The 12,686-nt window shown below is 69.8% G+C and carries 10 protein-coding genes, 1 tRNA gene and 1 pseudogene; 8 read left to right on the top strand and 4 right to left on the bottom strand.

Features of this window, described 5'->3' with window-relative positions:
- Window positions 1–54: 54 nt before the first annotated feature.
- Window positions 55–608 (top strand): annotated as a pseudogene (locus LT971_RS02190) (RNA-guided endonuclease InsQ/TnpB family protein); the annotation flags it as partial.
- 49 nt (window positions 609–657) lie between these two features.
- Here LT971_RS02190 and LT971_RS02185 read toward each other — a convergent pair.
- Complete coding sequence (locus tag LT971_RS02185; protein WP_237005213.1) at window positions 658–1,671, bottom strand: mannose-1-phosphate guanylyltransferase; 1,014 nt, start codon at window positions 1,669–1,671, stop codon at window positions 658–660.
- A 175-nt stretch (window positions 1,672–1,846) separates the two neighbouring features.
- Here LT971_RS02185 and LT971_RS02180 point away from each other — a divergent pair, with 175 nt between their 5' ends.
- From LT971_RS02180 to LT971_RS02165, 4 genes are all read left to right on the top strand, one after another.
- Complete coding sequence (locus LT971_RS02180; protein WP_237005212.1) at window positions 1,847–2,779, top strand: replication factor A; 933 nt, start codon at window positions 1,847–1,849, stop codon at window positions 2,777–2,779.
- Entirely contained in the window at window positions 2,780–3,370 is a 591-nt protein-coding gene (locus LT971_RS02175) for an RPA family protein (protein WP_237005211.1), read from the top strand. It abuts the gene before it with no gap.
- Window positions 3,371–3,416: 46 nt separating this feature from the next.
- Window positions 3,417–3,833: a DUF8146 domain-containing protein gene (locus LT971_RS02170; protein WP_237005210.1), complete on the top strand. Its 417-nt coding sequence runs from the start codon at window positions 3,417–3,419 to the stop codon at window positions 3,831–3,833.
- A gap of 208 nt (window positions 3,834–4,041) precedes the next feature.
- Complete coding sequence (locus tag LT971_RS02165; protein WP_237005209.1) at window positions 4,042–5,355, top strand: aminoacyl--tRNA ligase-related protein; 1,314 nt, start codon at window positions 4,042–4,044, stop codon at window positions 5,353–5,355.
- On the opposite strand, the gene LT971_RS02160 is transcribed toward LT971_RS02165, so the two are convergent.
- Window positions 5,345–5,797, bottom strand: a complete 453-nt coding sequence (locus tag LT971_RS02160; RefSeq protein WP_237005208.1) for a DUF5814 domain-containing protein — start codon at window positions 5,795–5,797, stop codon at window positions 5,345–5,347. The two genes, LT971_RS02165 and LT971_RS02160, sit on opposite strands and share 11 nt — an antisense overlap.
- A 96-nt stretch (window positions 5,798–5,893) precedes the next feature.
- On the opposite strand from LT971_RS02160, the gene LT971_RS02155 reads away from it, so the two are divergent.
- Together LT971_RS02155 and LT971_RS02150 are read left to right on the top strand one after the other, a co-directional pair.
- Window positions 5,894–5,966: transfer RNA gene (locus LT971_RS02155), tRNA-His, on the top strand.
- Between the two features lie 329 nt (window positions 5,967–6,295).
- Complete coding sequence (locus LT971_RS02150; protein WP_237005207.1) at window positions 6,296–7,051, top strand: DUF4097 family beta strand repeat-containing protein; 756 nt, start codon at window positions 6,296–6,298, stop codon at window positions 7,049–7,051.
- Here the strand turns inward: LT971_RS02150 and LT971_RS02145 are convergent.
- Window positions 7,048–8,115 carry a saccharopine dehydrogenase family protein gene (locus LT971_RS02145; RefSeq protein WP_237005206.1) on the bottom strand — a complete coding sequence of 356 codons (1,068 nt, stop codon included), beginning with the start codon at window positions 8,113–8,115 and terminating at the stop codon, window positions 7,048–7,050. The two genes, LT971_RS02150 and LT971_RS02145, sit on opposite strands and share 4 nt — an antisense overlap.
- A gap of 66 nt (window positions 8,116–8,181) precedes the next feature.
- Window positions 8,182–10,443, bottom strand: a complete 2,262-nt coding sequence (locus LT971_RS02140; protein WP_237005205.1) for an AAA domain-containing protein — start codon at window positions 10,441–10,443, stop codon at window positions 8,182–8,184.
- Between the two features lie 102 nt (window positions 10,444–10,545).
- Between LT971_RS02140 and LT971_RS02135 the strand changes: the two genes are divergently transcribed.
- A complete protein-coding gene (locus LT971_RS02135) occupies window positions 10,546–12,588 on the top strand; it encodes a hypothetical protein (RefSeq protein ID WP_237005204.1) in 2,043 nt (680 codons plus the stop codon).
- The last annotated feature ends 98 nt before the right edge of the window (window positions 12,589–12,686 follow it).

Raw genomic sequence — 12,686 nt, 5'->3', positions numbered from 1 at the left:
CCGACACCAGATGACACAAACCACGCTACGATGGCGGGACGACCCCCCGACGTGATACAGCTTCACACGGTGGCGAACGAACTCATCGAGGAGGCCGTCGAGAACGACTGTTCGCACATCGTGTTCGAGGACTTGACCAACATTCGGGAGAATATCCCCGAGGCGACGTGGCAACACGTCTGGGCGTTCCGACGCCTCTACGAGTACGTCGAATACAAAGCCAAAGAACACGGCGTCGAAACCGTGCAGGTTGACCCGCGCAACACGTCGAAGCGTTGCTCGACGTGTGGGTTTACCCACGACGATAACCGGAACGGGGAGTCGTTCGAGTGCCAGCAGTGTGGGTATGAGAACCACGCCGACTACAACGCCTCGAAGAACATCGGTTTGCAGTATCTCCGTCGTCGGCAAAACGCAGGCGATGGAGGCGCACCCGTAGATGTGCGCTTGAATCGCGGGACGCTGAACGTAAGCGGGGAGTACGCACCCCCTGCCTCAGTTGGGGGATAGAACGGGAGTCCACGCGAAAGCCTCGGGGCTTGACCCCGAGGCGATTTACGTGTCGTGATTCGACGAGTGGTACATACCCCGCTGAATCGCGCTGCTGACCCACTTGCAACGCCAGGTCCAGAACCGGGATAGCGCTACCGAGACCACTCAAAACAGCCCGTCGTCCGCCAGTTCAGCGACCACTTCGCGGACGCGCTGGGTGTCTTCTTTCGGGACGACGAGCACGCGGTCGTCGTAGGCGGCGACCACGAGGTCGTCGACGCCGACGACCGAGACGTGGTTGTCGTCGTCGCTGGCGACCACGTTCCCGGAGGCGTCGATGGTCGTCGCGTCCCCCAAGACAGCGTTCTCGCCGTCCAGCAGGCGGCCGAGCGAGTCCCAGGCGCCGACGTCGTCCCAGTCGAAGGCAGCGGGGACGACCCGGACGTCGCCGGCGCGCTCGAGGACGGCGTAGTCGACGCTGACGGGGTCGACGCGGTCGAAGGCGACCGCCGGGTCCGTCCCGGAGTCGAGGGCGTCCACGACCGGTGCGAGTGGCCCGCTGCGGGCGGCGTCGAGGAAGGCCGCTGGCCTCCACGCGAACATCCCGGCGTTCCAGAGGCAGCCCTGTTCGAGCAGGCGCTCGGCCGTCTCGGCGTCCGGCTTCTCGCGGAACACGGCGACCTCGCTGTGGTCGCCGCGGTCTTCGCCCGGCTCGATGTACCCGTAGCCGGTGGCGGGACGGTCCGGTTCGACGCCGAGTGTGACGAGCGCGTCAGTGCGTGCGGCGACGTCGATGGCCGTCTCGGCGGTCTCCCGGAAGCCGTCGCCGACGACGTGGTCGCTGGGGAGACAGAGCATCACCGCGTCCTCGTCGAATCTCTCCCGGACCTCGCTGGCGGCGTACGCGAGCGCCGGCCCCGTGTCTTTCCCGGCGGGTTCGGTGAGAACTGTGGCCTCGGGGACGGTCTCGCTGACCCGGTCGGCGTACTCGTCGCGCGTGACCGAAACGACGTCGTCGGCGAAGCTCGCGCGGTCGGCGGTGCGGCGGAGGAGGCTGCGGTCGTCGTCGTCGTCGTCGCCGAGCGCGAGGAACTGCTTCGGTCGGTGGCTGCGGCTCGCGGGGTACAGCCGGGTGCCGGTGCCGCCGGCGAGCAGGACGGCGACGACAGTCCGCGTCACGGCGCCGGTCCCCCGGTCGAGTGGTGCATGGACTGCAGTTCGACGGGGCGGCCCAAATGCCTGTCTCCGGCCGCCTGCCGACCACTTTCACCCCGGTTGCGGAGATTTAAAGGTGGTCGGGAGTCAACACCGATACGTCTCCCATCGAAACACACGCGGAGACGGACACACGACCATGAGCGACCTTTCAGATACGGCTCAGGAGGTCCACGACGACCTCTCGGAGCACGTCGACGCGACCGTCGACGACGTGGAAGCACGGCTGGAGAAACTGGTTACGGAGTACAAGGTCCCGGTAGACGAGGCCCGCCGCAGCGTCGAGAACCACTACCTCGACGAGGCCGGCCTCGACCGCGACGACCTCGCCGGCGGTGGCGGCAACGACACCGTCGAAGTCGAGGACGTCGACGAGGCCGAGCAGTGGGTGGACATCACGGCGAAAGTCGTGGAGCTCTGGGAGCCCCGCTCGGACTCCGTCGGGCAGGTCGGCCTGCTCGGCGACCCGACTGGTACCATCAAGTTCACGAAGTGGGCCAAGTCGGACCTCGCCAACCTCGAGGAGGGCAAGACGTACCGGCTCGGGAACGTCGTCACCGACGAGTACGAGGGCCGGTACTCGGTGAAACTGAACAAGACGACGACCATCGAGGAGGTCGACGAGGAGTTCGAAGTCGGCGACAACGAGGACGAGGTCGAGGGCGCGCTCGTGGACGTCCAGTCCGGGAGCGGCCTCATCAAGCGCTGCCCGGAGGAGGACTGCACGCGCGTCCTCCAGAACGGCCGCTGTAACGAGCACGGCGAGGTCGAGGGCGAGTTCGACCTCCGCATCAAGGGCGTGCTCGACGACGGCACGGACGTCCACGAGGTCATCTTCGACGAGGAAGCCACGGAGGACCTCACGGACATCGGCCTCGAGGAGGCCAAACAGATGGCCAAAGACGCCCTCGACACGACCGTCGTCGCCGACGAGATGCGCGCGAAGATTCTGGGGAAGTACTACCGGGTCACTGGGCCGACGTTCGGCCGCTACGTGCTCGCGAACGAGACGACGCTGCTGGACGACCAGCCAGACCCGGAATCCGTGCTGATTCGAGCGAGGTCGATGTAAATGAGTGGAGCACCTACCCGCGAGGTCGCGCGACGCGTCTTCGCAGCCGAGTTCAACGACGCCACGTTCACGTTCAAGGAGTCCGACGACGAGCGCGCGCCGCTGTACGCGCTGCTGCCGACGGGAGAGCGCTCGAACCGCGTGTTCGTCGCCGGGACGCTCACCGAGACCGAGGACATCGGCGAGGACTCGGAGTACTGGCGCGGCCGCGTCGTCGACCCGACGGGGACGTTCTTCGTGTACGCCGGCCAGTACCAGCCCGAGGCGGCGTCGACGCTGCGGGACGCCGAGACGCCGACGTACGTCGCCGTGGTCGGGAAGCCACGGACCTTCGAGACCGACGACGGGTCCGTGAACGTCTCCCTGCGGCCGGAGTCCATCACGATGGTCGACGAGGCCGTCCGCGACCGCTGGGTCGTGGAGGCCGCCGAGCGCACGCTCGACCGCGTCGAGGCCTTCGACGAGGAGGGCAACGAGTACGCCGAGCGCGCCCGCGCCGAGTACGGCGAGGACCTCTCGGCGTACCGGCAGGCGGTCCTCGACGCGCTGGAGGACTTCGATACAGAAGCAGACGTCCCGGCCGACGCGTGAACGTCTGACAAACGCTTAAGACGTTCCGGCCGACACTCCCTCGCAAATGGGGAACAAGAACAAGACCATCTCGTTCCGCGTGAACGAGGACGCCTTCGACGCGCTGCGGGACATCGCCGAGGAGCGCGACCTCTCGCTGTCCGCCGTCTTTCGTGACTACGTGGACACGCTGGTCACCCACGACGGCAAGGTCGAGGTGGTGCCCGAGAGCGGCGCGGGCGCCGGAAGCGGCGGCGGCGGCGACGGCGACGGCGACTTCCCGCCGACCGTCGAGGTGTCGAAGAGCTTCGTGCGCGAGCACGAGCGCCTCGAACTGGAGGCCGAACACCTCCGCGAACAGCTCGACGAGCAGAAGGCGTACATCGACCACCTCCGGGACCGGCTGGACGGCGAGGACGACGTCGAGGAGGTCGTCCACCTCGAGGAGCTAGACGACGAGGACGAACCCTACCAGCTCGGGTAGGGAGGGCGTCCCACGGCCGGGGAACCCTTTTTGTGTGGGGAGCTGAAGCGTCGGACGTGCTAGTCGAGTCACTCCAGGGGTCCAGTCGGGCCCGTGGACGCGTTCCGGCAGGCGCATAGCTACTGCTTCTCGCGGCGAACACGAGCAACGGCGTTCGAAGCGACGACCACCACCAGCGACGCCAGCGCCGTGACCGGGGGTGAGTGGCGTGCGGCGTAGCGACCTGTTCCTGCCCGCGACCCGGGAGACGCCCGGCGCGGGGTCCGAGGCGGCGAAGCTGCTCGTCCGTGCGGGCCTGATTCGGGGGTTCGGCAGCGGGCTGTGGGCGGTGACGCCCGCTGGCCAGCGCGTCCGGGCGAAGCTCACCGACAGGGTCGTCGCAGCGATGGACAGCATCGGCGGCCAGCGCGTGCGGCTGCCCGGCCTCCAGTACGCAGACCGCTGGCGGGAGAGCGGCCGCTGGGGTGGCTTCGAGGGCGAGATGTTCACGCTGGAGAACCGCGACGGGCAGGCGATGTGTCTCGCGCCCAGCCACGAGGAGGGCGTCGTCAACCTGCTGGACGGGCCGGTGCGGAGCCACCACGACCTCCCCCTGCTGGTCTACCAGGTCGAGTCGAAATTCCGGGACGACCACGCCCGGAACGGACTCGTTCGCACGAAGGAGTTCACGATGAAGGACGCCTACAGCGTCCACGCCGACGAGGCCGGACTCCGGGAGACGTACCGGGAGGTCCGGGCGGCCTACGAGCGCGCCCTCGACGACGTGGGACTGGAGTACGCAATCGTCGAGGCAGACGCAGGGGTGATGGGCGGCGCGACCTCCGAGGAGTTCGTCGCGCCCGTCGCGGACGCCGGCGGCGACAGCGACCGGCTCGTCTACTGCACGGGTGCGGGCTGTCGGTTCGGTGTCACCGACGAACACGACGGCTTCGACGAGTACGACGCGGACGACGCCTGCCCCGAGTGCGGCGGGTCGCTCGCCGCGAGCGACGGCATCGAGGTCGGGCACGTATTCCAGCTCGGCACCCGGTACTCCCAGGCGATGGACTTCACCGTCGACACGGCGGACGGCGACGAGCGCTCCGTCGAGATGGGGAGCTACGGACTGGGCGTCGACCGCCTGCTCCAGACGCTCGGCCAGCAACACGGCAGCCCCGACAACCTCGCGTGGCCCGTCACCGACTGGGGGAGCGTCGCGCCCTACCGCGCCGCCATCGTCCCCGTCGGCGACGACAGCGAGGTGCTAGGCGTCGCCGAACGCATCCACGACGACTGCGGGCGCGAGGACGTCCTGCTGTACGACGAAGATGCGGGGCTGTCCGTGGGCGAGCGCTTCGCCGAGAGCGGCCTGCTCGGCATCCCCGCCAAAGTCGTGGTCGGGAACACGTACCGCGAGGACGGCGTCGTCGACGTGGAGACGGCGTCGGGGACGGAGAAGCTGGCCGTCGACGAGGTGGCCGCGTTCGTGGAGCGGTTCGCCGGCAGCGGCAGTCGCGCCGCCGACAGCGGCGTCAGCGACTGAGCTCGCGCTTCTTCCGGCTGGCGCGGTCGGCCTGCTCGTGGCGGCCGTCTACCTCGGCGAGCTCCTCGACGGCCTCCAGCGTGCGGATGGCGTTGTCGAGGAACGAGTAGAGGTCGCCGGGGTAGGCGTACACCATGTAGTCGTCGGTCATCACGTCCACCATCGACTCGGGGTCGAGGCCCTGCGCGCGGAGGTCCAGCAGGTACTCCACGAACTTCTCCTCGGGGTGGCCGCAGTAGGGGTTCGAGTCGCAGTCGCAGTCCAGGAAGTCCTCGGCGAACTCCAGGACGGAGTCCCGGGTCGCGTCGTTCAGCTCGGAGAGGTCCCCGGTGAACAGGATGTCGAGGGTTGCACCGCTGAACGCCGACTTGGGGAACCGGGTGTCGAGCTGGGAGGCGATCTGCCGGTGGTTCTTCACGTAGATTTTGTCCGTGACGGCCACAGTCACCCGTCGATACGCCGGGTTCGTGGAAAAGCGTATCGTCTGCCCGAGGTCGTAACGTATTTGAATTCCAGCCTGCTACGACCGAGTGCAGTGTCCGGGGTAGGGTAGTGGACTATCCTTCAGCCTTGTGGAGGCTGAGACGCGGGTTCGATTCTCGCCCCTGGACCTTCTCGATACACTCGAACCGCGAGCGACTAGCTTGCTGTGTCGCGAGCGTTCGAACGTAGTGACGTCCAGCAGGCGAGATCGAACCCTGCCAGAGGCAGCCCGCGAGCGACCAGCGCGAGCGAGCAGGAACCTCTGGCTCCGGTTCGATTCTCGCCCCTGGACCGTTTCGCGACGAACGACCGCGTAGCGTTGTGTCTCTGGCCGCCAGTTCTGAGCGACACAGCGACGAACGACCGCGTAGCGTGTCGTTCGTCTGGTAGCCGGTCACCGTTTCAGCGCGCGAGACACGCGACAACTGATTAGGGAGTTCGAGCAAGAGGACCGAGTATGCATCGGCGAGCCCTCCTGAGTGGAGTCGCGGCTGCGTCGGCGGCGGCGCTGACGGGCTGTTCGACCGGACTGTTCGGCGACCAGTACGAGGACACCCGAGAGGTCGAGTTCGACCTGCCGGACGAGGACGCCTCGGTGAGCGTGCAAAGCGAGAACGGCGACGTGGACGTGTCGACGCACGACGGCGACCGGGTGTCGGTGACGGCGCGGCTGTCCGGGCCGAGCGAGGACCGGGTCGAGGGCGTCGAGGTCGCCGGGTCGCCCGGGAGCGGAGACCTCTCCATCGCACTCGAGGGGAGCACGCGGCGCGTGAGCGCGGACTTCGACGTGCAGGTGCCGGCAGGGACGCCGACGGGCGACCTCGAGACGAGCAACGGCGACGTCGATGTCCGAGACGTGGCGGGCGTCGGGTCGGCCAGTTCGGAGAACGGCGACGTGACGGTTCGGTCGGCCGGGCCGGTGTCGGCGGCCGAGACCGACAACGGTGAGGTCGCCGCCGACGTGCCGGCGCCGCTGCCCGGTGACGTGACGGTGGCGTCGAGCAACGGCGACGTGTCGGTGTCGCTGTCTCCGGACGCCGACGCCGAGGTGGTGGCGCGAACGGACAACGGCAACGCGAGCATCGAGGGGCTCGACCTCTCGGACGAGCAACGCGACGGCGACGAGGAGGAGGTACGGGGCGTACTCGGCGACGGCACACACGGAGTGCTGGTGGAGTCGGACAACGGGGACGCCGCAGTCGACGCGCTCTAGCTCTCGTCGTCGTCCTCGTCGTCGTCGTCCGTCCGGGTGACGCCGTCGAGGGTCGTGACGAAGTCGGCGCCGAAGGCGGTCGCGGGCGTCTGGTAGCCGCCGGGCGCGTCGCCGTCGAGTGTCCGTTCAGCGGCGGTGCTGGCGGCGTCGACGGTGAACGCGTACGTCTCGGGCGTGACCAGTCGGGAAACCGCCGTCTCGCCGGTGGCGTCGTTCCTGACTTCGCCCCAGACGTAGGCACGGCCCGTCTCGCGCTCGTCGGCATCGGGGCCGTCGACGAACCGCCGGACGAGCGACTGGAGGCCGTCCTGCACGGGGTCGGCGTCGAAGAGGGGCCCGAGGTACTTCGACGCCTTCAGTGCGCGACGAGCGCCCGACGGCACGGGGATGTACACCTCGACGTTCGGGATGCCGGTCGACCGATAGGCGGTGGCGACGTCGCCCCACGGGAACGTCACGGCGGTCCGGGTGCCGTTCCCGAAGTCGATGCGACGCTGGCGGTGCGCGGGCGGCACGGACAGCAGGCGCCCGTCGCGGCGGACGGCGCCACCCTCGCCGAGCTGGCCGACGGCGGTGGCGGCCGTCCCGGGCGAGATGCCGCCGTGTGGCTCGAAGCCCAGCGCGAGGTGGGTTGCGTCGGGCAGCCGCCCGACGAGGTGGGCGGCGAGGCAGTCGGTCGGGACGACGTCGAAGCCGACGCCCGGGAGCAGCGTCGCGCCGGCGTCGCTGGCGTCGTCGTCGCGCCGGGCGAGCGACTCGAAGACAGGAATCTCGCCGGTGACGTCGAGGTAGTCGACGCCGGCCCCGAGGCAGGCGTCGGCCAGCGGTTCGGCCGTCTCGACGAACGGCCCCGCGCAGTTCAGGACCACGTCGACGCCGTCGAGATGGCCGTCGGCGTCCTTGACCGGGAACGCGCGCGTCTCGCAGCCGAGCCGGGTGCCGACGCGGCCGAGCTTCGCGCCGTTCCGGCCCGCGAGCACCGGGTCGTGGCCGCGCGAGCAGAGTTCCCCGGCGACCAGTTCGCCGGTGTAGCCGTAGGCGCCGTAGACGAGCAGGGCAGTCACGCCCTCGCCTAGAACGCCCGGGGTCTTGGCTGTGGGTGGCAGGCGGTCGGACGCGGCCCCCGCAGCCTACCGGCTGTGCAGCCGGGCGTCGGCGTGGCCGGCGAGGGAGTCGTGGAGGTCGGCGTAGACGGCCGCACAGCTCTCCTCGGGGCTGCGGTGGCTGGCCGGTTCGGTGAGCGTCGTCCAGTCGCCGACCAGCGAGAGGTGGCGGCGCGCCCGGGTGAGCGCGACGTTCAGCCGGCGCGGCCCCTCCTCGGGGTGTTCGAGGAAGCCGGCGTCGCTTGCGTCGTTGCTGCGCGCGAACGACACGACGACGGCCTCGCGCTCGCCGCCCTGGAAGGAGTCGACGGTGTCGACCGTGAGCGCGGGCCGGTCGAGGCCCCGGTCGGCGAGCACGCCCCGAATCTCGGAGACCTGTCCGCTGTACGCAGCGATGACGCCCACGTCGCCCGGGTCGACGCCGACGCCGAGGAGCGTCTCGACGCGGTCGGCGACGACCGACGCTTCCGCCGCGTTCCGGACGCTCGCGCCGCGCTCCTCCCGGCGCTCGTCCCCCGTGACGTCGAACAGGTCGACGGCGGAGAGGCCATCGACGGTTCGGTCGGCCGCCTCCGCGGCGGTCTCGAGGCGGCCGCCGTAGAACGCCTCGTCCGGGAAGCCGGCGATGGCGTCGTGCATCCGGTACTGGCGCGCGAGCAGGACGGCGACGTCGTCGCCGTAGCGGTCGACCAGCGTCTCGAACAGCGACGGCCGCATCTCGCCCGCCCCGCCCTCCCGGACGCCGTAGGGCGGGAGCTGGCGGTGGTCGCCGGCGAGCACGAGCGTCTCGGCGGCGTTCACGGCGATGGCGGTGGCGGCGCGGGACGCCTGCGTCGCCTCGTCGACGACCGCGACGTCGAAGGCGTCCTGGTCGAAGGCGGCGGCACCGTTCGTCGTCGCTGCGACCACGTCGGCCGAGTCGACGCCGCGCTGGCGGTAGTGCTCGTCGACCACCCGGTTCCGGGAGTGGCTGCCGTACCGCGCGACGTCGACTTCAGGGTTGTCGCCGAGCACGCCGTGCAGGGAGCCGTCGTCGACCTCGTCGGGCGTGCTGTCGCCGACGAGGAGGTTGTCGACGGCCTGATTCGAGTGGGCGGTCACGAGCACGCGCTCGCCGCGCGCGACAGACTCGGCGACGGCGGCGGCCAGCGTCCGCGTCTTCCCCGTTCCCGGCGGGCCGTGGATGCAGACCACGTCGTCGGCGGCGACCGCCCACGCCAGCGCCCGCTGCTGGTGGTCGTCGAGCGCGAGGTCGGCGCGCCGGCGGTTCGGCGGCCGCGAGAACGACAGGTCGCGCTCGCCTGTGAGCAGCCGGCGCTTCGCCGGCGTCTCCCAGACCGCGTCGAGGGCGTCCAGCCGGCGAGCGTACGGGACGGGATTGAGGAGGCCGCGCAGCCAGAACGGGTCGGCGTCCTCGAGCGCCGCGGCGACGCGCTCGGGGTCGTCGACGCGCTCCCACGCGGGCCGGAGCGTCACGAGGGGGCCGTCGACGCTCGCGACGCGGGCGGGGAACGGGAAGTCGCCGTGGAACGCGTCGACGAGCACGCGGTTGTCCGGGTAGAGGTCGAAGGCGGCGACGAGGTCGACGTCCGCCGGCGCGCCGCCGTCCTCGGGCGCGTACTGGACGCGCACGTCCGCCGGCCGGTCGGACTGGGCGGTCGTCGACACGAGCACGAACGGGCCGTCGACGGCGCGCTCGCCGACGAGCTGGCCGAGGTCGGCGTCGGCGTGCGCGTCGCGGGTCTGGTCGCGCTCGGCCGTCCGCTCGCCCCGGACAGTCTCGCGGAGGGCGTCGAAGAACGCGCGGCGGTCGCGGCCGGCGAGCGGGTCGCTGGCGCGAATCGCGTCTGGCACGTCGGCGCCCCCCAGCGGGTCGGCGGCGGCGGCGTCCGCGTCGCTGTCGGGAGCGTGGTCAGGGTGCCAGAACCGCACCCGGTGGGCGATTTCGGTGGCGACCACGTCGTCGAGAGGCGCCCGGCTGTTCGTGCCGCTGATGCCGAAGGTCTCGTCGAAGTAGCCGACTGCGTCCGCGTCGGCGTCCCAGACGACGTACTCGCTGGTCGGCGCCGGCGTGTCCTCGCCGTGCAGCGGCACGACCAGCCCCCGGCCGTCCTCGGCGGGGACGTCGACCACGTCAGCGGCCTGATTCAGGCACGCGCGCAGGTCGTCACCTTCGAGGCCGAGGTAGCGGCTGAGCGCCCGGAGGTCGTCGGTCGCGTACCGGTCGGCGCCGTGCAGCGACCACTCCTCGTACAGTGGTGTCGCGTCGGGCGCGTCGCCGTCGGTCATCGTGGACGGATTCGTAGGACGCTCCCCGAGAAGTACTTGCTGTCTCGCGAGAGCGGCGTCCGGCTCCGACAGGGTGAACCGCGCTCAGAACAACTTCAAGGCATGAATTCGGACGGCGGGCTGGTGTCGTTCGTCGCGGACGCAGCCGAGGGGACGGTGCGCGTCACCGACGGGGTCGAGTCCAGTGACATCCAGCTCGGCGTGGACGCGGGTGTGGACGTCACGCCCGCCATCACGGACCTATTCGTCTTTCCCGTCGACGCCGCCGTCTCGGTGACGACGACGCGGGTCCGAATCGACCCGAGCACGAAGGTGCTCGTTCGGGACAGCGACGGCGACCATCTGGGTGGGCTCACCTCCGAACCCAGGCGGTTCGAAGGCGGAACGTACTTCCTCGAGCTCGCCGGGAGCACGAAAACGTACCTGCGGGTCCGGGACGCCGCGTTCACCGCGAGGTACGAGTCGAGTGCGTTGGACACGGCCGCAGCGACAGTCGAATTCGACGACGAGACGACTGTGACTATCGGTGCGCGGTCCAAGCACACGCGTCCAGAGGCGACTATCGATGTGCCAGACGACCCGGCTGCGGTGGCGGAGGCCGTCTCCTATCTCGGGTCCTCGGTCAAGGAGTTCACCAGCGAGCGCTCCTGGCCGACACTCCGGGGCCACCCGCCAGCGATTCGCCCGAGCGACGAACTCGACGTACCGTCGCAGCTGTCGAAGCCCGACACGGGTGTCACCATCGAGGTGCCCGCCGAGTACGAGTACGTCTACCCCGTCGTACCGCTCGCGTTCTACTTCGGGGCCACGCTCGAAATCGGTGACAGCCCAGCGCTCCACCTGGACAACGGGTACAGCGAACCGCTGGAGACACCCGAGCGGTCCCCCGGTGAACACGTCGCGTCCGTACTGAGCCGGGCACTGTTCTTCGATTCGCTCGTCCGAATCGGGGGGTACTACTCGTTTCGCCGCCGGGAGTACGACCTCGTCGCTCCCGAACTCCCGTTCTATCCGCCGAACCTCCACGGCGAGCCACTCGCCGTCCAACTCCTCGAGTACCTCGAAGTCGACCCGGCCAGCGTAGACGGTCTGCGGCCCGCGTGGCCCTGCACCGCGACACTTCGGCCGCGCGTCGAGGACGCCGCGTTGCTGTCGTCGCTCGCGAACGAGCTCGCGCCGATTCGCGTCGCCAGTGGTGACACGTCAGCGGACCCGGACTGGGTGACTGACCCGGCGATTCGGGAGCTCGGAGCCGCGACGACCACCGACGAGGTGCCGCCGGGGTGGACGCGACTCGTCCCCGAAGCGTTCGTCGCGCAGCGGGAGCGACAGCTCCCGGTCCCCGAAGACGTGACGCTTGGGTTCGTGCTCGGGGACAGCGACCGAGCGGACGCGCTTCGATCGTCTCTGGACGCGGCCCGGAAGCCACAGGTCCGCGACGCGACCACAGTCGTCGCCGACAACGCGACGCCGGACGCACTCGGTCGCGTGCTCGACGCCGACCCCGACTTCCTCTACTGCGAGCCCGGGACTGACGCCGACGGAGCCGTCTCCGACGCAGAAATCGAGGACGCAGCCGACTCGTGGCCGTCGGTCGTCATGTTCGGGTGCTCGCTCTCGCCGTCCGCACAGAGACGCCTCTGTGAGAACGGGACACTCGCCGGTCTGACCGCAGACGGCCGGCTCTCGCCGAGTAGCGTCGTTCACCTGGTGGCGCCACTGGTAGCCAGCCACACGCTTCCGTGGAGCGCGGACCTCGCCGGCCTCGATTCGCCGCACCAGTTCTTCGGCAGTCCGGTGGCCACCCTCGTCCGGCGGGCTGACGGCATGTTCGCCACGACGACCGACGTCGAGTCTGTTTCCCGCGACGAGCACGTCGTCCATCGGAGCCTGCCCGCAACAGAGACGAACCCGCTCGGGAGTGTGGCTCGCGTGAACACCGAGTCCGTCGACGACGTCTACTTTCTCGCCGGCACGAGCGCGCCCGAGTCGTCGACGTACACCACCGAGGACGTCGTCGATGCGCTCGAAGACGACACTCGTACGCTCCGCCTGAACGGGACTCCCTATCGGGGTGAGTCCGAGCCGACGGCGGAGTTCGTTCGAAAGAGCGCACGCCACGAGCTCGAGCACCGACAGGGCTGAGCGGCCCCGTATCTGGTCGGGTGTGCCTGTGAATCGAGTCGACGCGTACAGGTCCCGGGTGGCACGCAGCCACCCACACCCGGTTTCGCCCAGAACCG

This window comes from Halobacterium rubrum, from assembly GCF_021729015.1.
Taxonomy (GTDB): domain Archaea; phylum Halobacteriota; class Halobacteria; order Halobacteriales; family Halobacteriaceae; genus Halobacterium; species Halobacterium rubrum.
The sequence above is the reverse complement of the archived record's forward strand: the minus strand, read 5'-3'. Positions and strand labels throughout refer to the sequence as shown.